Source organism: Paenibacillus graminis, assembly GCF_000758705.1.
Taxonomy (GTDB): domain Bacteria; phylum Bacillota; class Bacilli; order Paenibacillales; family Paenibacillaceae; genus Paenibacillus_AQ; species Paenibacillus_AQ graminis.
The window spans coordinates 3,829,126-3,849,141 of sequence record NZ_CP009287.1; the positions used below are offsets into that span (position 1 = coordinate 3,829,126).

The following is a 20,016-nucleotide window of genomic DNA, read 5'->3' on the forward strand; positions in this document are numbered from 1 at the left end:
TCTGATATGTTGTAATCAGCCGAAGCGGCCCATAATATACTCTTGGGTCATTTGATTCTCGGGATTGCTGAATACCTTCTCTGTTTTGTCATACTCCACAAGCGAACCCAGATAGAAGTAAGCCGTAAAATCAGAGATTCGCGCGGCTTGCTGCATATTGTGCGTTACAATAACAATCCGCAGTTCCTCCTTCAGTTCCTTAATCAGTTCTTCCACTTTGCCGGTTGATACCGGGTCGAGCGCAGAAGCGGGTTCATCCAGCAGAAGAATCTGCGGATTAACCGACAATGCCCGGGCAATGCAGAGACGCTGCTGCTGCCCGCCGGACAAGGCGAGCGCTGAATCCTTCAGCCGGTCCTTAACTTCGTCCCACAGCGCGGCGCGGCGCAGACTGCTCTCCACGATTTCATCCAAAGCCGCTTTACCTTTGATGCCGTGATATTTAGGACCAAATGCGATGTTGTCGTAAATTGATTTATAGAACGGATTGGGCTTCTGCCAGACCATGCCGATTTTCTGACGAAGCTTGATGACATCCGTGCCCGGAGCATTGATATCCACACCGTCGATCCAGATGCTCCCCTTCGTGGTCGAACCGGAGATTTCATCGTTCATCCGGTTCAGCGAGCGGAGAAAGGTCGATTTGCCGCAGCCTGAAGGGCCGATCAGTGCTGTAACTGTATTCTGAGCAAAGGGGAGGCTAATCCCCTTAACTGCTTCATAAGTGCCGTAAAATATGCTCAAGTCCTCTGTCTGGAAGGATTCGCGCACCACCGGTTCCGCTATACCCATCTCGTACTCCTCCTAATTGTCCTTCGTATACTTGCTTTTAGCTCATTCTTTTGGATGCCGTAAGCTTGCGGTAAATTACGCGGCCGAAGTAACGCGCCGCCAGATTGAAAATAAGCACCGTAATGACGAGTACAGCCGAAGCACCGGCTGCAATCTGTACGGCATCCGGGGCCAGGCCTTCACTGTTGATCTTCCAGATGTGCACAGCCAGTGTTTCGGCCGGACGGAAAGGATTCAGCGGTGAAGTCGGGCTGGACGGATTCCAGTTCGTGAAATCCAGACGCGGACTGCTCATGCCCGCCGTGAACATCAGCGCTGCCGCTTCCCCGAAGACACGGCCCGCCGACAGGATGGTTCCGGTGATAATGGTCGGCAGCGCGACCGGAAACAGCACAGTGGTTACGATCTTCCACTTGGATAACCCAAGGGCAAAACCTGCTTCCTTCTGCTGCTTGGGTACTGTGCGGAAAGCCTGTTCTGTAATACGCACCATTAGCGGGAGATTGAAGAAGGTCAGTGCCAGCGCACCCGAGACCAGGGAGAAGCCAAGGTCAAACGTGTTCACGATCAGCAAGAGACCGAACAAGCCGACAACGATCGAGGGAAAAGAAGACAATACCTCCACGATCAGGCGGATGAAGTTGGTCAGCTTGCCTGGACGGGCATATTCCGCCATGAAAATTCCAGCGCCAAGACCTAGCGGTACGGTTATGACCAGTGTCAGCACCAGCAGGTAGATCGAGTTGAACAATTGTGGACCGACACCTCCGCCTGCACGGATCTTTTGCGGTGCCGAGGTTAGGAAATCCCAGCTGATGTGGTTAAGGCCACGAATAAGAATGTAACCAAGCAGTCCGACCAGGATAGCTACGATGAGTAATGCGAAAAATACAATAAGCACTGTGGCAATTTTGTCTGCGGTTCTCGGCTTCAAATTTTATTTCTCCTTTCAAGCATTCTTACGAGGAGGACAAAGATAAATGTCATCAGCATAAGAACCAGCGCCATACTCCACAGCGCGTTATTTTGCGGTGAACCCATCGTGGTGTTGCCCATGCTCAGTGTAATTACACTGGTCAGGGTTGAAGCAGATTCAAAGAGCGATTTCGGTACAAAGGGCGCATTCCCGATCACCATTTGCACAGCAAGGGCTTCACCGAACGCACGGGCCATCCCCAGCACCACCCCCGTCATAATCGCCGGGAACGTAGTCGGAAGAATCACACGGGCAATAGTCTGCCAGCGGGTGGCACCGAGCGCAAAAGAGGATTCTTTCAGGTTTTGCGGCAATGAAGCCAGCGCGTCTGCAGCCACGCTCGTAATCGTCGGCAGGATCATAACCGACAGGACAAGCGCGCCTGCAGCAACCCCGATGCCCTGGCCGGGGAACGTATTACGCAGAAAAGGAACGATGACGCTTAAGCCTACAAAACCATAAACAACCGATGGAATACCCGATAACAGCTCGATGACCGGCTGCAGCAGCTTTTTCCCCCAGCCGGGGACAATCTCGGTCATGAACAGCGCGGCACAGATGCTTAGCGGACTTGCAATCAATGCAGCAATCAGCGTAACCAGAAAGGAACCGGCGATGAATGGAAATGCTCCGTACGAGGGCGTGTCCCCTTCAGGCGACCATTTGGTGCCGAACAGGAATTCCGAGATTTTGACATCTCCGCTAGTGAAAGTGGAAATTCCCTTGGAAGCTACAAAATATACCATTGAAACAATGATCACGATCAATAGCAGTACACAAAAGGACATGTAAGCACGTCCTACAAAATCTTCTAAATGATGTTTTTCGATCCTGGTTTTCTTCGGTTTTACCCTCAAGATGCTCCCTCTTTCTAAAGTGAAAAGAGAGGCAGAAGAAATCCGCCTCTGTTCACATGAAGTTCTAATGGATGGTACCCTTTGTGTGTACTAGATTACTTCTTAGTAACTGTTCCTGCCACATCGCGGGAAACCTGCATTTGCGAAGCAGGGATGTATCCCAGTTCCACTACATCGCCTGTTTGCACTTCAGGGGTCATGATATAATCGAGGAATGCTTTTACAGTTTCATTCGGTTCGCCGTTAGTGTACATGTGCTCGTAAGCCCATACCGGATATTTGCCGGAGACTACGTTATCAACGGATGGTTCAACGCCGTCATAATTCAGTGTTTTTACTGAATCATCCAAGTAAGACAGTGCCAGATAACCAATCGCTCCCGGTGTTTCGCCGATCATTTTCTTAACAGTACCGGAGGAATCCTCTTGGATCGAACCTTGGAGATCTTCTGTCTTGGTTCCGAGCGCGAAGCCTTCAAAGGTAGCACGTGTGCCGGAGCTGCTTGGGCGGTTGATGATCTGGATTTTTTGGTCCTTGCCGCCAACCTCTTTCCAGTTTGTTACTTTGCCGGTGAAGATGTCGACAAGCTGTTGCTTCGTCAAGGAATCCACACCTGCATCCGGATGGGAAACCGCTGCAATCGCTACAACCGCTACCTGGTGGTCAACGAGAGCTTTTGCTTTTTCGGCATCGGCATCCTTTAACTTTTCTTCGGCAAACACATCAGAGTTACCAATATCCACTTGCTTCTCGGCAACCTGTGTCAGCCCTGTACCGCTCCCTCCGCCTTGCACCTGGATGTCAACACCTTTGTTGGTTTCCATGAATTTCTCAGCTACCTGCTCAACCAGCGGCTGAAGTGCTGTGGAGCCCGAAGCCAGAATAGATCCGCTCAAATCTGCGCCGCTGCTTGTTTCTGTTGGAGCGTTTGTGGCAGCTGCGTTAGTTCCTCCATTATTGGTTGCTGCATTGTTTCCTCCGTTGTTGTTGCCGCATGCCGAAAGTGCTACTACACTTGTTAATGCCAAAGCCATGACCCACGTTTTTCTAAATTGCATTTTTTTGTCTCCTCCTGAGTGTTTTGTATAACATCTGCCGGAATGATAGCTGTATGCTATCCACTGCACAGCAATGCTATGTGCTGTGAGTATCTGCTGCCTGTAAACTGCTTCGTACAAAACTCACCTTTGGAAGCATCAGACTGTGTCCGTGTCACATCTGACATTTCTTATTCTAGAGCCCGTTCGTCAGGGAAAAGTCTTAAGTATGTAAAACGAAAGATAAAAAACATAATAGAAATTGAATATCTTCATAGATATAATCTATAATATGAATTACAAAACTAATAAAACGCTGTCATAACCGGGGGTTCATCATGAATATTGTTAAACTTCAAATTGTAGTTCTGATTGAAAAATATAAAAAGGTTACGGATGTAGCCGCCGAAATGGGATTGAAGCAGCCTACGGTATCCTTTCATATGAAAAGCCTGGAAAATGAGCTGGGCACTCCGCTCTTTCAATACCGAAGCGGACGGGTGCTGCTGACCGACGCCGGACGGACCCTTTACCAATATGCAGCCAGAATTGTCGCGCTAACCGCTGACGCAGAGCGCAGCATGAAGCAATATTCCACCCTTGCTTCCGGCCACCTGCAGGTGGAAGCAGGCTATGTGCCTGGTACCTATCTTTTGCCCAAAACGGTTTCGCAATTCGTCCGCCAATACCCGGATCTCGATATTTCACTGACGGTGCAGCCCGAGACAACGATTCGTGAGCGGCTGCGGAGCCGGGAAATTCAACTGGCGGTTCTGCACAGTACGGAGGGGCAGGACAGTTCTTTTGAGACACGAAGCCTCGCCCGCAATGAAGCTGTGCTGGTGTTCGCGCCAGGGCATTCATTTGGAGAGATCAAGAATCTGTCTGCGGAGCAGCTTGTGCTGGAGCCATGGATACAGCATGAGCCCGCCTCGTTCCTGCGCGGAATCGCTGATGAGTGGGCCCAGCTGAACGGGGTCAGGGTATGGGGGCATGCAGTGCTGAATTCACCGGAGGCTGTCAAAGGAATGGTCCGCGAAGGCGGCGGTGTGGGGCTGTTCCCAGTGGCGGGAATCAAGGCTGAGGCCGCTTCAGGAAGCTTGCGTTATCTGCCATTACCGGGTGTTCAGCCGGATCATGGCGAATTCGTGCTGGCTTGGCGGAAGGATTATCCGCTGACCCCGTTGCAGAAGGCTTTTGTAGAGCTGGCAGCCGCTCCTGCCGAAGAGGAATAGCACAAAAACCGGTACAGCCGCCTGGGTCCGCTCTTGTGGAGCGCCAGGGCTATACCGGTTTTTTCGTGAAATCACTACATGGTCTCCGCCACCAAAGCGAAGGTCTTGGGAATCCCTTTATCGTATATATCGGAAGATAAATTGGGCTCTTCGGCCAATTCTCGGATGACCAGGCCGCTTCTGGCTGCTGCGGTCACAATCTCTCCCAGCGTCCAGCGCCGCCAGTAAACGACACTGTTCTTGCCGTCTCCCTCCGCTCCTCCCGAAGCAGGCAGATATTTGGAATAGGATACCTTCTTTTCTTCCAGTGCAGTGTCAAAATAGTCGCCGCTCACCTTATGCTTGCGGACCTTGGCAGTAGATCCTTTCGAGGAAATCAGTTTCGTCGTCACGGGATGGAAATCCCGCAGGACGAACCGGCCTCCGGGAGTGAGCAGCTGGCATACCGTATCCATAAAAGGTGCCAGATCTGTAAAGTAATGCACAATTCCCATCTCGGCAAAAACAATATCATATGTATGGTTCAGCAGTTCCTCCGGCAGCTTCAGCACGTCGGACACGGTGTAGGCCAGCGGAACACCTGCCGCTTCCGCCAGTTCGCCGGCATAGCGGGCATTGGCTTCCGAGAAATCGGCCACACTCACCTCTGCTCCCAGCAGCCCGAGTGCCACGGCCTTCATGCCGCTCGAGCCCATGAGATTTATTATTTTTTTACCGCGAATCTCACCGAGATAGTTCAGCAAGGGATAAAGTTTGGCAGCAGGGTCTTTCATGAGCTTTGCCGCCGCCTCTGCAGGACTGCCAAACCGGGTAGTCCAGGCCGCATAGGTATCCTCGTTCCACAGTTCTTCACTGGATGGGACAACTATGTGTTTTTCGGTCTGATCCGCTGGATTTGTAGCATTTGAAGCTTGTTCATGTTCGTTCATAAGATAGAACCCCTTTTTCTTATTTCATGTCTTTCAAGATGCGCTCTGAAGGGATTCGTGAACCTTCACCGCTTTTTTACGCCCTGATAATAAGTATACAGCAAGTCCGCCCATTACCAGCAGCCCTCCGGTCCATTGCAATCCGGTAAGCTCCTCGCCCAGCAGCAAAAAGGCCAGAATGCTTGCCCCCACAGGCTCCCCAAGGATATTCATTGAAACGGTAGTGGCCGAAGTAAACTGCAGCAGCCAATTGAACAGGATATGACCGAATACCGTGGGCACCACAGCTAACAAAATAAAAATGCCCCACTCCCGCGGAGGATAATTCACAAAAGAAATGCCGGCCAGCAGATTATAAACAGCAAAAACCACGGCTGCGGAGATAAATACGATCAGACTGTAGAGGTACGAAGGCATACGTGCAACAAGCTTCTGCCCGATCAGCAAATGGCCGGCAACCGCCACGGTACCGCCAACAGACAGCAAATCACCTTTCAGGTTATCCGAAGACAGGCCGATGTCCCCCCATCCGATGCAAACAACGCCAAAGATGGCGATTGCTAAACCCAGTATAGCCGCTCTTGTACTTCTATCCTTATACAGTATGTAAGCTCCAAGCATAATAAATAATGGTTCGAGCGCCATAATCATTGTGGAGCTGGCAACAGAGGTATATTTCAGCGAGCCCATCCACAGCAGAAAATGCAGAGCCAGCAGCACGCCGGAGGCACCAAGCAGCAGCCAGTCTTTACGGCGCAGGGCAAAGGCTGCTCCGCTGTAAGGCCGGGCAAAGGGCAGCATCAGCAGCGAGGTGAAGAGCAGCCGGTACATTCCCTGAACAGAAGCCGGGGCCGCCGACCATTTAATGAAAATCGCAGAAAACGAGATAGCCACAATTCCAGCCAGCATCAGAAGCGGGACAGGAACGGGCGGTTTTGTAGCATTCACGGATAAGCTTCCTTTCGGGGTTTGATTCAATCACACAAGAGCAGCATGGACCGGAGAAGCTCCATGCTGCTCTTTGCTCAATCTTATAATAGGTCTATGGTTTAAGCACAACCTTAATGCAATCCTCTTCCTTACCGTCAAAAACCTTGTAGCCATGCTCCGCTCTGCTGAGCGGCAGCCGGTGCGTGATAATATCCGTCGGGTCAAACACCTCATCTTTGATCATCTGATATAGGGCCGGCATGTAATGAATGACCGGTGCCTGTCCCATCTTCAGTGTAATATTACGCTCAAACAGCTGGCCCAGCGGGAACATATTATAGTTCAGGCCATACACGCCAACCAGCTGAATCGTTCCGAACTTGCGCACAACCTCGGTTGCAATCCGGAAAGCGCCAAGGGAGCCGCCCTGCAGCATAAGAGTGGTTTCCACTTTTTCCATCACAGTCTTCTTAGCATCCAGCCCTACGCAGTCGATGACGACATCCGCCCCACCGCGAGTAATTTCTTTTAAATGGGTCTTGATATCCTTGGTTGTCTCAAAATTAAAAGTTTCCACATTGTTGGTCTGCTTAGCATGCTGCAGCCGGTACGGGACATGATCCACAGCGATTACGCGCGATGCACCTTTGATCCAGGCAAACTTTTGAGTCAGTAATCCAACCGGTCCGCATCCCAGAACAATAACCGTATCTCCGGGTTTGACCCCGGCGTTCTCAACACCCCACCAGGCTGTCGGTACAATGTCCGAGAGGAACATCAGTTGTTCATCCTCCACCTCGGCGTCTTCCGGCACGACAAATGGCCCGAAATTGCCAAAGGGCACACGCAGCAGTTCAGCCTGCCCACCGGCAAACCCGCCATACGTATCCGAATATCCCAGATAGCCGCCGGTATCCTTCGCATCATTGGCATGATCACACTGGCTTTCCATTTCATGCTGGCAGAAAAAGCACTGGCCGCAGGCTACATTGAAAGGAACTATCACCCGGTCGCCTTTTTTCACCTTGGTGACTTCAGGTCCCACATCCTCAACAATTCCCATCGGCTCATGTCCGATAATATAATCATCATGCATCCCCGGAATCTCTCCGTTGTAAATATGAAGGTCCGAACCACAGATGGCGGTGGAGGTAACACGCACGATAATGTCATCCTTTTTCTCAAGCTTTGCGTCGGCAACTTCTTTGACTTCCACTTTTCTTTTTCCTTGATAAGTAACTGCTCTCATGGTGTGGAACACTCCTTCGGAAGTAGAGATATGAACCCAAGCAGGCCGTTATTCCTTCATGCCTTACTATGTTATACCCCCAAATCCTTCAGGCCTATCCATGCAACAGCGGAGAATACATCATCAGGGCAACATTCTCGGCAACCGCTTCATCGCGCAAAACCTCACCGGTACATGTCATTACCTTGCGCCGGATGCGGTTGCTGCGGATATAGCCGCCCCAGGGCTCCAGATTGATCTTATGATCCGCCTCGTAAATTTCGTACTGATAGAGTGGCTGTGCGTCACAGCGCCATTCCCCATACAAATGAGTATCATCCAGCCACAGCTTAAGCTGATACGTTTCTTCCGTCGGATTCAGCAGCTGCAGGTCCAGATAATTATAGGCGCAGGTTGCTCCGCTGCCGAAAGGCTGGGTCCGCTGCTCATCCGGAAACACATCATAACTATGCCTGTGCCGTTCCGTTACACTCAGCGGAGTGTGCAGTGTCATCCAATAGATCAGATTGGACAGCTGGCATAGGCCGCCCCCCGTACCGGAACGAAAGCCTCCGTAATAGAGCACCATTCCATCCAGGTACCCCTTTCGCCGGGTCGGCTTGCCGATGCTTTGCCAATAAGAGAAGGTCTCGCCGGGGCGTATCACAAGTCCGTTCAGCCTTGAGACTGCAAGCTTCAGGTTGGTTATTTTGTTATACTGCAGCTGCATATCTACATTTCGCAGACTGCGCAGGAGCGGCGTGGCGTGATCAGCAGTGGTATATTGAAGGTCAGCTGCAAGATACGACTTTGCTCTCTTTTTCCGCTGCATTAGCCATTGCCCGTATCTTTTCCAGGTAAAATAACGCTTCCCTGCAATTTGTCTTAACCGGGACCGGTGAATCGGCTTCATAGCAGCTTTGGCGGTCTCCATAGGTTAGAATTCCACCTCCCGGGCTTTGCGCAGCTTGGCAAATCTTCCTCCGAGTATGGAGTTGTGATGCTTCACAATCTGGCCGCCGCTAAGACTTCCATTATCAAAGGTGCTGTGGGCATCCTCCACCAAAACACTGGAGTACCCCAGACTGAACGCGCGCCGGATAGTGGAATCCACACAGAACTCGCTTTGCATGCCGCAGAACACCAGACCGGTAATCCCCCGCTGCTGAAGCTCCTTATGCAGTGGTGTTAAGTGAAACGCGTCCCAGGTCGGCTTTTCCACAATTAACTCTTCCGCACGCGGAGCAATACGTCTGCTGATCTCCCAGGTCGGGGTGCCTTTAGTGTATTCCTGATCCTCCGTATGCTGAATATATACCACAGGTGTTCCTGATGAACGGGCTTTATGCAGAAGGAAAAGAATTCTGTCCATTACACCCTCTTCATCATGAAGCTTCATGTCAGGATAAGAAAACATTGCCTCTTGCACATCAATAATAACCAATGCGGTTGAACGGTCCGCCACTTCATAATCTCTCCTTTGCATTTGGAATGGGTTCCACTGCTTGTTTCTCTAAACTAAAGTATACCAGATGAGCAATTCGCGAAAATCCTTTTTTTGTGACCCCTATGTGCCAGAAAAAAACGAACCTTTGCATCATTGCAAAGGCCCGTTCTTCATCTCCGTTTATTTCCCACGTTTATTATGCCAGATGAGTGCATGCAGCTGCGGGAGCACCCGCGCTTTGTTCATCTCCGGATCAGCAATGACCAGATTGAACAGCCACTCCAGCCTCGCCAGCAGGCGTACCGAGATATCTCCCTCTTCATTTACATCCTCGTTGCCCGGCTGCAGGAAGAGCGGCACCCCCGGATAGCGGCGGTGAATACTTTTGGCGTACTGGTAGTCCTCGTCGTTGAACACGACCACCTTCAAGCTGTGGGCAGCTCTTCCATGCTCCTTCATCTGGTCCAATATACCGTCAAGCATATTCCAGTCCGTCTTCATCCCGGAGCTTGGCGGTTTGGGGCTGACTGTCAGCACATCGACATCGTAGAACCAGTCCTGCCATCTGCTGCCCTGCGTTTCAATAGCTGCCTGAATACCGCGTTCATGCAACAGCTGTATCAAGGTGCCCATTCCCCCGCCAATCAGTGCCGGGTTGCCTCCCGAAATCGTAACACAGTCAAAATTGTCTCCGGCCAGCGCAGTCAGCTCATTCATAATTTCCTCTGGTGCAAGCATCCGTACCTTATCCTTCGCCGAGCCATCCCAGGTAAAAGCCGAATCACACCAGCTGCAGCGGTAATCGCAGCCGTAGGTGCGGACGAACATCGTTTTGACGCCGATTACCGCACCTTCACCCTGGATCGTCGGCCCGAAGATCTCTATCACCGGCAGCTTACTCACAGTCACAACCCCCAAACAGGCGGTAGGAAGGACCTTCGGCAGGAATATCCGCAGCCAGTACCTCCGCCCAGGAGGTTGGCGTTTCCCACAGCTTAACGGAATACAGCGGCAGTGAGGCCTGTTTCAGCTTGTAGGCAATATATGCCGACATATTCTCCACCGTTGTGCGGAACGAGAGCAGAGCGACCTTGGAACCGGTGTTCATCAAGGTTTCCAGTACAGGCTCATTCCCCATGGCCAGAAAAGCGTGATCCAGATGATCCACCAGGCTCTCTTGCACCGCTGCCTTGATATCGCTGAAATCTACTACAAACCCTTCGTCAGAATGGCCTTCCTCTACTAAAGGCTTGCCCTTCAAGACCACCTCCAGCTTGTAGGTGTGGCCATGCAGGTTACTGCACTTCCCCTTATGTCCGACCAGCTGGTGGGCCGAGTCAAAGGTAAAGATTTTACATACAGATACCTCGCCCAGCATCAGGAACCGACCTCATTTCGTTCCGCTTCATACTGGTCCAGGCCGCGCTGCCGCAGCAGGCAAGCCGGACAGGTGCCGCAGCCGCTGCCAATAATTCCGTTGTAGCAGGTCAGCGTATGCTCACGGATATATTCAAAGTAACCAAGCTCGTCGGCCAGCTTCCAGGTTTCTTTTTTATCCAGCCACATCAGCGGCGTGTGAATGATAAACTCATAATCCATAGACAGATTAAGGGTAACATTCAGGGATTTCACGAATACATCCCGGCAGTCCGGATATCCGCTGAAGTCGGTCTGGCATACCCCGGTAATGATATTGGCAAACCCTAGCTGTTTGGCAAGAATCGCCGCAAAGGACAGGAACAGCAGATTGCGGCCATCTACGAACGTGCTCGGAAGCTCCTTCCCTTCACCGGCAGCAATCTCTATATCATCTCGGGTCAGCGCATTCGGCGCCAATTGATTCAGCAGGCTCAAATCGAGGATATGCTGCTTTACGTTGAATTTCTTGGCGATTGCCTTGGCGACTTCAATCTCAGCCGCATGGCGTTGATTATAATTGAAGGTTACCACCTGAACCTCTTCATAGTTCTTCAGTGCCCATACCAGACAGGTTGTGCTGTCTTGGCCGCCGCTGAAGACGACGAGCGCTTTTTTGTTCATTGTCATGAGTCTCCTCTCACTTGCTCCGGATTAACGGTTGTCTACTTTTTCGGGATACAAATCATGATTGATCAGCCGGTGCTCGGCCATCGCTTCATATTTGGTCCCCGGACGCCCCCAGTTGCAGTAAGGATCGATGGAAATGCCGCCGCGCGGGGTAAACTTGCCCCAGACCTCAATATACCGCGGCTCCATCAAAGAGATCAGATCATTCATAATAATGTTTACACAGTCTTCATGGAAATCCCCATGATTGCGGAAGCTGAACAGGTAGAGCTTCAGTGACTTGGATTCAACCATCTTTTGTTCCGGAATGTACGAGATATACATCGCGCCGAAATCCGGCTGGCCGGTAACAGGACACAGGCTGGTAAACTCCGGACAGTTGAATTTCACGAAATAATCACGTCCGGGGTGCTTGTTGTCAAACACCTCCAGAATATCCGGGTCATAACCGAATTTATACGTTGTGCCTTGGTTGCCCAGCAGGGTAACCTCTTGCATTTCCTCTTTCAATCTGCCTTCTGACATGACAAAAAACCCCTCTCTTTTCCCCCGGCTTGCTGCCGGAAATGGAAAGAAGAACGAGTTTCGGAAACTTGGCTCTACTAAGAAGAAACGCCTTCCCGTATCCATCCTTGAACGGATAAAAGTATACTGACTGACAGGCGCTGTCTTTTTGTGCACAGCATATACCACAACCCCTTAGTTTCCGGGGACGTTTATGCCTGGGCGGTCTTAGTTTTTTATAGAGGGAGTTTGCGAACCTCTCCTGCGGCTACATGCGCAGAATTCTTCTTTATGCTATTACTCGCGAAATGAACTATACCATGTCCGGCAGCAGGTTGACAACCCTCACAGCTGATCCAAAATCAGAGAACACAGCATACCCAGCGCAGCGAGCAGCCCGGTCAAAGGCCCGCCATCCTCATAAGCCTCCGGCATCATGCTGGAGGACACCATAGAGATAATCCCTCCGCCGGCAAAAGAAGCGATCAGCGCCGATGCAGCTCCGCTGGCGTGATCCATGAACGTGTACCCTGCACCCGAAGCAGCTGTAGAAATCAGGAGTACGCCAAGCCACAACAACAGAATCTTAGCTTTGCTGTAATTATCCTGTTTAAGTCCTGCTGTACTGGACAACCCTTCGGGAATATTGCTGATGAAGATGGCAGCTACAAGCAGTATGCTAACCCCCTGCCCGGAGATCAGACTGGCACCGATCATAATTGATTCAGGAATCGCATCCAGAACCGTTCCCGCAAAAATAGCAAGTCCGCTTCCCTGCACCTTCGTACCGCTGCTGTCCCTAACCGAACGTTTGCGTCCAGCACCGCCTTTCCGCGAAATGTACCAGTCAAAAAGCGTAAACACTAGCGCCCCGGCTGTGAAGCCGATGATGGTCGGAATGAGTCCTCCTTCATTAACTGAATCGTCCAGAAGCTCGTACGCGGCCGCACCAATCAGCACCCCGGTTCCGAAGGCCATGATGAATCCGATCAGCTTATTCGGTATCGGCAAATACAGCGCCAGCAGTGCACCAAGCAGTACCGCAGAGCCGGAAATGGCTCCCCATAACAAAGCACTCCACAAACGATTCACGCTCCTTAGCTAATTAGGCAGATTGAAGTGCATGATAGTAGATTACACTTATAAAGGGAAATACAATCACCTGCCGGCCGGGAAGTATAATTATTAATAGCATATATTATTCATTGAGTTAAATATCAGAACGATGGATTCAATTCCGAAGAAAAGGGTAACTTAATTTCTATAATCTCCTTGATAAGGATGGGATCATCTAATGGATCAAAGCGTATTGAAGCTTATGGATTGGCTGACCGCCCAAGCTGGCGAAACCCTTGTGATTAAGAAACAGGAGATGAGTGACCTGGACACTGTCCACTTCAATCTGGAAAACGTGGATTACCGTAACACCGAGGATGTGATTGATGAATATTTGGACAGCGCGCTGATCCTCCGGGGTACAGGTAATACCCTGAACAGAGATGGCGAGCTAGTGCCTCTTCCCCAACAGAATTATGAAATTGCTGTCAGCGGGCTTCTGCTGGAGAAGGTGGATGACGGACAAGTGGAACTTCGAACAGAACGGGCGAAATATTCCATCACCAAAGCTTGAATGAACCGGCCTCAAAAAAACAGGACGCGGCATACGTGCCTGCGTCCTGTCTGTTATTCTTCGCCTATAATCTCTACTTCCGTCTCCAGTTCCACACCGAACTTATCCTTTACCGCAGCCTGGACATGCTGTATCAACCCGATGTAATCCTTCGCCGTCGCGTGATCTGTGTTCACGATGAAGCCTGCATGTTTACGGGACACTTCAGCTCCGCCGATTCGGGTTCCCTGCAGTCCGCTCTCTTGGATCAGCTGTCCGGCGAATCTTCCGGGGGGCCGCTTAAATACACTTCCGCACGAAGGATATTCCAGTGGCTGTTTGGATTCACGCTGACGGGTTAAATCATCCATAGCCGCTTTGATTGCCGCTGAATCACCCGGCTGCAGGGCAAATCTGGCCTCCAATACAATAAATTCACCACTGGCGAAGACACTTTTACGGTAGCCCCATTCCAGCTCATCTCCTTGAAGCGTGACCATCCGCCCGGCTTTGCTGATCGCTAGCGCACTTTGCAGCACATCCTTGACCTCACCGCCGTATGCGCCGGCATTCATGTACAGTGCCCCACCGACCGTCCCCGGAATTCCGCAGGCGAATTCAAGACCCGCAAGCTTCTTTTCCCAGGCAAACTTGGAGACATCGATAATTTTCGCACCGCACTGTGCATAGAGTACATTGTCCCTGAGTCCCATATCGGCCAAATCGGAAGTCTGAAGAACAATGCCGCGGATTCCCCCGTCACGGATAATGACATTCGAGCCGTTTCCCAGAACAGTCAACGGAATTTCATTTACACGGGCATATGTAACCACAGATTGAAGCTCTTCATATGTCGCAGGCGCCGCCAGGATGTCGGCCCGGCCGCCGATGCGAGTGTACACATGGCTCTCCAGCACCTCATTGCGTTTAACCACTCCAGTTGGAACCAATTGCTGCAGATCCTCATGTATTTTGCTGATATTCATCTTCTTTGCTCCTTTGACTCTATAAAAATAATAATCTTTTATTTGCCGATTCAATCATGCACCGTTGTTTATATGCAATGAGATAAGATGAAATTTAACCAGGGCAACCACAACTTTAACAACGAACAGGCTCCCTTGTCAATGACGGGAGCCTGCGGCTTGCTGCATATATAATCATTATGAGTCTAATTTCACGATTATAACCTATCTCTGGCCGGAAGCAGCCTTCTGACGAAACTCGGCCCGCCGTGCTGCCCTCTCCTCTTCCTTCAGGCGCGGGCAGGTGTAACAGTAGCTTCCGCCTTCAGTCCGGTAATATAAGCAGCAGCGGTTGCGCATCTGCACCGTTTGCTCCGGATCTGCCAGCCCTTCAATTCTGCGGACAACGACATCCAACGGATTCCGCTTCATCCCAAAAAGTTCTGCCGGCAGACTGTGCTTCAGATAGTCGTAGTCTTCCTGCAAAGTGCCCAGCTGCCTGGAGTCTTGAAGATCTGCTGCGAACAGCTCCATATAGTAGTTAAATTTGGTCGGCAGCTGGCCCCATATTTCACCAAGGCTGAGACCGCTGGCCCGGGACATGCTGCGCAGCAGCGGAGCAGCAGTATCACGGTAGAAGCTGGCCAGCACCTCATGGCGCCAAGCTTCACGCGACTCTTCCTTGGGGACCGCCTGGATCTCCCAGTCCCGCAGTGAAAAGGCAATCCGGCAGTACCCGCTGGACGGAATAAGATGAACGGATAGGCGGGACAAAGCGATTACAGGCACCGCTGAATACATGGAAACCGAATATTGAACAGCAAGCGCCATGCTTGAACACCAGCTGCCGAAATATGCTGCAACTGCCTGATTATCCAACGCCTTCATCAAAGGACGGTAGCAGTCGATGAAGTTGCGCATTCCCTCTTCATGAACAAGCTCCTGTGCATCAAAGGAATGGAGCGCCTCAGCCGGCGGCGAGGGATGAAGATCAAACTTGCTGATCAATTCTTTACTCAGCGCCTCATTCATTCTCTTGCCTCCTTACATCCCAACGGCTTTGTAAGCCGCCAATTCATAAGGAAGACAGAGCGGCACACCTGTACGGGGATCAGGAACAATATCCGCTTCGATACCGAACACCTCACGCAGCACACCAGGCGTCATAACCTCAGACGGAGCACCTTCGCTGATCACACTCCCCGACTTGATCGCCACCATATGCTGTGCATAGCGGGAAGCATGATTCAAATCATGCACAACCATAATAATCGTGCGGCCTTCTTCCTGATTCAGCTTCTGCAAGAGCTGGAGAACCTCCAGCTGGTGAGCCATATCGAGAAAAGTTGTCGGTTCGTCCAAGAACAGAATATCGGTCTGCTGAGCCAGAGCCATTGCAATCCAAGCCCGCTGGCGCTGCCCCCCGGACAGGCGGTCGATCGGGCGGTCGTGGAACTCATCCATTCCCGTTACCGTGATCGCCTTGGCAATAATACTGCGGTCTTCCGGAGTCAGTGTACCGAAGCCCTTCTGATGCGGATAACGTCCATAGCCGACCAGCTCGGAGACAGTAAGCCCGTCGGGAGCGGTAGGATTCTGCGGCAAAATGGCCAGCTGCCGGGCTACTTCTTTGGTAGACAGGTTATGGATCGACTTCCCGTCAAGCATCACGCTGCCGCTCTTGGGCTTCATGATCCGGGCCATCGTCTTGAGAATCGTAGATTTCCCGGAGCCATTGGCCCCGACAAGCGCTGTGATCTTCCCTGTAGGAAGTGACAGGTTCAGCCCTTTGACAATCATCGCCTCAGCATAGCCTATACTTAGCTGTTCTGTATTCAAACGTTCCGACATGATCTTCACTCCTCAAAAGATTAAAGTTTTTATGAAGCAAACGCTCCACTAGATATATCTTCGTAATAAAACTTGCTTAGTAAGCATGTGCTTGAGTTCACTCGTGCTTCCACCCGTTAAGAATCAGGCCTTGGATCTGGCCAGCAGATACAAAAAGTACGGTGCCCCAAGGATAGCCACCACAATTCCTGTCGGAATCTCGGATGGTTGGAGAATCCAGCGGCCTATGGTATCAGCCGTCAACAGCAGCAAGGCACCGGTCAAAGTGCAGGCAGGCAGCAGAATCTGATGCCTCGGCCCCACAATCCGGCGGGCCAGATGCGGAGCGATCAGTCCCACAAAGCCAATGCCGCCGCTGACAGCGACACAGGAGCCGGCTAGCGCGACTGCGGCGGCCATCAGCAGAATGCGTTCCCGCTCCACAGCCATGCCCAGTCCTGCCGGTGTTTCTTCTCCCAGATTAAGCACATTAAGGACCCGGGCTTTATAGAAGGTAAACGGCAGCAGGATCAAAATCCAGGGCAGGAGCGCCAGGACAAAACGCCAATCGCCGCCCCAGATCTTTCCGGCCAGCCAGGTGGCAACAAACTGGTAATTTTGCGGATCCAATCTTAAAGACAATATCAGCTGAATTGCGTAGATGCCTGCCCCCACGGCAATCCCGATAAGAATGAGTCTTGTCGGTGACAGACCGTCTTCACGGCGGTAGGCCAGGAAATAAATCAGCGCTGCGGTAAGACCGGCCCCGGCGAGCGCCAGCAGCGGCAGCATGAAGATCGGGGCTGCGGTAGTTGCCGGAACAAAGGAAATAAAGATCAGCACAGCTAAGCCTGCCCCGGCGTTAATCCCGAGTGTAGAGGGCTCCGCCAGCGCATTTCGCGACAGACTCTGCAGAATGCAGCCTGCAACGGCAAATCCGGCGCCAACGAGCAAGGAAATGACGATCCGCGGCAGACGGAAATCGAAGAGAATCAGCTTTTGTTGCGGGCTGCCTTCTCCCAGCAGAGTATGTAGAACTTCTATTGGAGACAACCGGATGAGTCCGGTGTTCATACTGATAATGAACACAAATACTATTAGAACGGCCAGCAGAGATAATATGGCGGCGTCACGGGGTCGGCGCTTTTTCTGTACGGAAGACTGCTGGATACGGCTCATATCAGTCCCCCCTTGCGCTTGCTGGCCAAGTAAATGAAGAACGGTACCCCGATTACCGCAATCAAAGCGCCCAAAGGTGTCTCATAAGGCGCATTGATCAATCTGGCGGCAATATCCGCAAAGACAATCAGGACGCTTCCAAGCACGGCTGAGCAGGGAATAATCCAGCGGTAATCGACCCCGACGAGAAATCGTGTGATATGAGGGATAATCAATCCGACAAAAGCGATGGGCCCCACTGCGGATACCGCTGCTCCAGCGAGCACTACTACGATAAGTATACCGGTGGTCTGGACCAGCCGGGTTCTCTGCCCGAGGCCTGCCGCCACGTCCTTACCCAGACTGAGCAGGGTGATGGAACGCGAAATCATCATTGACCCTACAAGAGCTCCAGCAACCCAAGGAAACATGACCCCCAGCTGTGTCCAGCTTGTCCCCCCGATTCCTCCCGCCATCCAAAAAGCAATATCCTGCGAGAGATGGAACAAAATCGCAATGCCCTGACTGATGGCAAGCAGCAATGCGCTCACGGCAGCTCCGGCGAGTGTCAACCGCAGCGGGGTTAGTCCGCTATGCGACAACGAACCAATTCCGAAGACCAGAATTGACGCTGCTGCGGCACCGAGGAAACAATAGAGCATGATATACATGAAGGACAACGAGGGCGCAAAGGCAAAAGCCAATGCCAATCCCACACTTGCTCCAGCATTAAGTCCAAGCAATCCCGAATCTGCCAGCGGATTGCGTGTCATTCCCTGCATAATTGCACCGGCTACTGCAAAACAGGCACCGACCACTGCCCCCGCCAATGCCCGGGGAATCCTGAGTTCCCGGATCACCTGATGCTGCGGCAGCTGGGGATTAAAGCGGAATACCGCCTCCCATACAGAGGCCAGCTTGATATCCGCCGCACCAACCGAGACGGAAAGCGCCAGACCCATAAGGATAGCCCCAAGACCTGCCACCAGAATAACTGCAGCTGCAACAGGGCGGGATTTCAGCTGCTTCTCCCCTTCCGGATGAGCACGGGAGTTTGCGTGTGTGGATGTGACCATAAGTCGTCCCCTTACCAGGATAATTACTGAAATCTAAATGATAACAAATATCATTCTCATTATCGCAAATCTTCTGATGATGCACAAGCGTTCAATTTCCAAGCAGATTCTCTTACATTTTTTAAAAAAGGTGCAGAATCGCGTATCCGTGGATACAACGGCCTGCACCTTCAATACGCTTCGAAGGAAGCATGTCAACGAGCGTTTACGGATTTTTATTTCACCAGACTGCTCAATACATCGTCTATGGTTTTGGAGTTGGCGATCGCTCCGCTGTACAGCCAGCTGTGGTTGGAGGCAAATTGATGCACATTTCCAGCCTTAACGGCAGGAATGCCTTTCCAGATTGGACCGTTCAGAATTTCTGAACCTTCGGTTTTGTCGCTGTTAACCAGGAAGATATGATCTGCAGTGAGCTCTGCCAGTTTCTCAAGAGAAATCGGATTCCAGGTGGCTCTGGAAGCCGCAGGAATCTCTGTAACAAGATTAGGTAGCTTCAGGCCGAGGTCACCGTAGACTACCGCGCCGCTGCTGCGTGTTTCGTCTACAATATAGAAGTTCTTTTGAACAAGCCACAGGATCGCTACAGAATCATCTCCAATTACAGCGGAGATTTTGGTTTTGGCAGCGGCAGCTTTTTGATCATAAGCGGCTATCACCTGCTCAGCTTCGGCGCTCTTGTTCAGCAGTTCACCAATTTTAAGCAGAGACTTGCGCCAGTCTTTGCTGATCTCGTCGCCCAGCACATACGTAGGTGCGATCTTGTTCAACTGGTCATAGAGGCCATTCTCCACGCTGGATTCCGATTGAACAATATGAAAATCCGGTGCAAAGCCTGTTACTGCCTCCAGTGGAAGATCATAGCTGATCGTTGGCACATCCTTCAATTCAGCTGCCAGATAGTCCTGAATCCCGTTGGGCACCGACCATTGTGCAACCGGAGTTACCCCAAGCGCCACCAGATAATCTTCAAGATACGAAGCAAGCACACGCTGAGGATTAGCCGGAACGGTTACCTCATGCCCCATGGCATCGGTTACCGTTTTCTCTGCGGCTGGCGCGGCTGTTGCGGAAGGAGTTTCTGAAGCTGGTGCTGTAGCAGCATCCGTTGAAGCTGCGGGCGCATTGGCCGCTCCCCCTGTTGAATTGGTACTGCTATTATTGCCGCAGGCCGACAATACAAGCATTGCAGCCAACAATCCCGTTGAGACCAGCTTCATACGGCCTGCGCTTTTTAGGTTAACCGAAAACATGAATACCCCTCCTATATATGTATAATCTGAAATGGTCAAAAGTCTGGTTGCCATCGCCTTATCCCATTAAATGATATTGATTCTCATTCTCTATGTCAACATAAATATTTAAATTTTGCATATTTGCACGTTTTGACAAATGAA

The 20,016-nt window shown here is 51.4% G+C and carries 22 protein-coding genes and 1 riboswitch; of the genes, 2 read left to right on the forward strand and 20 right to left on the reverse strand.

The features are described from left to right. Positions 1–15: 15 nt before the first annotated feature. From pstB to PGRAT_RS16010, 4 genes are all read right to left on the reverse strand, one after another. The gene (pstB, locus tag PGRAT_RS15995; RefSeq protein WP_020432278.1) at positions 16–792 is read right to left on the reverse strand and encodes a phosphate ABC transporter ATP-binding protein PstB; all 777 of its coding nucleotides are present in this window, start codon (positions 790–792) and stop codon (positions 16–18) included. A 37-nt stretch (positions 793–829) separates the two neighbouring features. After that, entirely contained in the window at positions 830–1,726 is an 897-nt protein-coding gene (pstA, locus tag PGRAT_RS16000; protein WP_025704460.1) for a phosphate ABC transporter permease PstA, read from the reverse strand. Then, on the reverse strand, positions 1,723–2,625 hold the full coding sequence (pstC, locus tag PGRAT_RS16005) for a phosphate ABC transporter permease subunit PstC (RefSeq protein WP_025704459.1): 903 nt from the start codon (positions 2,623–2,625) through the stop codon (positions 1,723–1,725). The genes pstA and pstC overlap by 4 nt, the downstream gene beginning before the upstream one ends. 95 nt (positions 2,626–2,720) lie before the next feature. Continuing rightward, positions 2,721–3,683 (reverse strand): phosphate ABC transporter substrate-binding protein, encoded by a 963-nt coding sequence (locus PGRAT_RS16010; RefSeq protein WP_025704458.1) that lies wholly within the window; start codon positions 3,681–3,683, stop codon positions 2,721–2,723. A gap of 317 nt (positions 3,684–4,000) precedes the next feature. On the opposite strand from PGRAT_RS16010, the gene PGRAT_RS16015 reads away from it, so the two are divergent. Continuing rightward, positions 4,001–4,897 carry a LysR family transcriptional regulator gene (locus tag PGRAT_RS16015; protein ID WP_025704457.1) on the forward strand — a complete coding sequence of 299 codons (897 nt, stop codon included), beginning with the start codon at positions 4,001–4,003 and terminating at the stop codon, positions 4,895–4,897. A gap of 74 nt (positions 4,898–4,971) precedes the next feature. Here PGRAT_RS16015 and PGRAT_RS16020 read toward each other — a convergent pair whose 3' ends face one another. The 10 genes from PGRAT_RS16020 to PGRAT_RS16065 all read right to left on the reverse strand — a co-directional run bounded on the left by PGRAT_RS16020 (position 4,972) and on the right by PGRAT_RS16065 (position 13,064). After that, positions 4,972–5,826, reverse strand: a complete 855-nt coding sequence (locus PGRAT_RS16020; protein WP_025704456.1) for a class I SAM-dependent methyltransferase — start codon at positions 5,824–5,826, stop codon at positions 4,972–4,974. A 33-nt stretch (positions 5,827–5,859) separates the two neighbouring features. Further along, entirely contained in the window at positions 5,860–6,774 is a 915-nt protein-coding gene (locus PGRAT_RS16025) for a DMT family transporter (protein ID WP_174469027.1), read from the reverse strand. A 94-nt stretch (positions 6,775–6,868) separates the two neighbouring features. Continuing rightward, positions 6,869–8,005, reverse strand: coding sequence for a zinc-dependent alcohol dehydrogenase (locus tag PGRAT_RS16030; protein ID WP_025708128.1), 1,137 nt, complete (start codon positions 8,003–8,005; stop codon positions 6,869–6,871). 94 nt (positions 8,006–8,099) lie between these two features. Continuing rightward, entirely contained in the window at positions 8,100–8,918 is an 819-nt protein-coding gene (locus tag PGRAT_RS16035; protein WP_238326893.1) for a VanW family protein, read from the reverse strand. Between the two features lie 3 nt (positions 8,919–8,921). Further along, positions 8,922–9,449, reverse strand: coding sequence for a cysteine hydrolase family protein (locus PGRAT_RS16040; RefSeq protein ID WP_025708126.1), 528 nt, complete (start codon positions 9,447–9,449; stop codon positions 8,922–8,924). Positions 9,450–9,611: 162 nt separating this feature from the next. Further along, on the reverse strand, positions 9,612–10,334 hold the full coding sequence (queE, locus tag PGRAT_RS16045; RefSeq protein ID WP_025708125.1) for a 7-carboxy-7-deazaguanine synthase QueE: 723 nt from the start codon (positions 10,332–10,334) through the stop codon (positions 9,612–9,614). Continuing rightward, positions 10,327–10,809 carry a 6-pyruvoyl trahydropterin synthase family protein gene (locus PGRAT_RS16050; protein WP_025708124.1) on the reverse strand — a complete coding sequence of 161 codons (483 nt, stop codon included), beginning with the start codon at positions 10,807–10,809 and terminating at the stop codon, positions 10,327–10,329. The genes queE and PGRAT_RS16050 overlap by 8 nt, the downstream gene beginning before the upstream one ends. Continuing rightward, the gene (queC, locus tag PGRAT_RS16055) at positions 10,809–11,477 is read right to left on the reverse strand and encodes a 7-cyano-7-deazaguanine synthase QueC (RefSeq protein WP_202903658.1); all 669 of its coding nucleotides are present in this window, start codon (positions 11,475–11,477) and stop codon (positions 10,809–10,811) included. Before queC ends, PGRAT_RS16050 begins: the two co-directional genes overlap by 1 nt. Positions 11,478–11,501: 24 nt before the next feature. After that, positions 11,502–12,002: a preQ(1) synthase gene (gene queF, locus PGRAT_RS16060; protein WP_025708122.1), complete on the reverse strand. Its 501-nt coding sequence runs from the start codon at positions 12,000–12,002 to the stop codon at positions 11,502–11,504. A gap of 201 nt (positions 12,003–12,203) precedes the next feature. Then, positions 12,204–12,247: riboswitch (PreQ1 riboswitch) on the reverse strand. Between the two features lie 79 nt (positions 12,248–12,326). After that, a complete protein-coding gene (locus PGRAT_RS16065) occupies positions 12,327–13,064 on the reverse strand; it encodes a ZIP family metal transporter (protein ID WP_025708121.1) in 738 nt (245 codons plus the stop codon). Positions 13,065–13,275: 211 nt separating this feature from the next. Between PGRAT_RS16065 and ymzB the strand changes: the two genes are divergently transcribed. Next, positions 13,276–13,611, forward strand: coding sequence for a protein YmzB (gene ymzB, locus PGRAT_RS16070; RefSeq protein WP_025708120.1), 336 nt, complete (start codon positions 13,276–13,278; stop codon positions 13,609–13,611). Positions 13,612–13,664: 53 nt separating this feature from the next. Here ymzB and murB read toward each other — a convergent pair whose 3' ends face one another. The 6 genes from murB to PGRAT_RS16100 form a co-directional block, all read right to left on the reverse strand. Beyond that, positions 13,665–14,576: a UDP-N-acetylmuramate dehydrogenase gene (gene murB, locus PGRAT_RS16075; RefSeq protein ID WP_025708119.1), complete on the reverse strand. Its 912-nt coding sequence runs from the start codon at positions 14,574–14,576 to the stop codon at positions 13,665–13,667. Between the two features lie 204 nt (positions 14,577–14,780). After that, a complete protein-coding gene (locus tag PGRAT_RS16080; protein ID WP_025708118.1) occupies positions 14,781–15,587 on the reverse strand; it encodes a (2Fe-2S)-binding protein in 807 nt (268 codons plus the stop codon). A 12-nt stretch (positions 15,588–15,599) separates the two neighbouring features. Next, a complete protein-coding gene (locus tag PGRAT_RS16085; protein WP_025708117.1) occupies positions 15,600–16,406 on the reverse strand; it encodes an ABC transporter ATP-binding protein in 807 nt (268 codons plus the stop codon). 123 nt (positions 16,407–16,529) lie between these two features. After that, positions 16,530–17,564, reverse strand: coding sequence for a FecCD family ABC transporter permease (locus tag PGRAT_RS16090; RefSeq protein ID WP_025708116.1), 1,035 nt, complete (start codon positions 17,562–17,564; stop codon positions 16,530–16,532). Then, positions 17,561–18,619, reverse strand: a complete 1,059-nt coding sequence (locus PGRAT_RS16095; protein WP_025708115.1) for a FecCD family ABC transporter permease — start codon at positions 18,617–18,619, stop codon at positions 17,561–17,563. The genes PGRAT_RS16090 and PGRAT_RS16095 overlap by 4 nt, the downstream gene beginning before the upstream one ends. Before the next feature lie 215 nt (positions 18,620–18,834). Further along, complete coding sequence (locus PGRAT_RS16100; protein WP_025708114.1) at positions 18,835–19,872, reverse strand: ABC transporter substrate-binding protein; 1,038 nt, start codon at positions 19,870–19,872, stop codon at positions 18,835–18,837. Positions 19,873–20,016 lie beyond the last annotated feature (144 nt).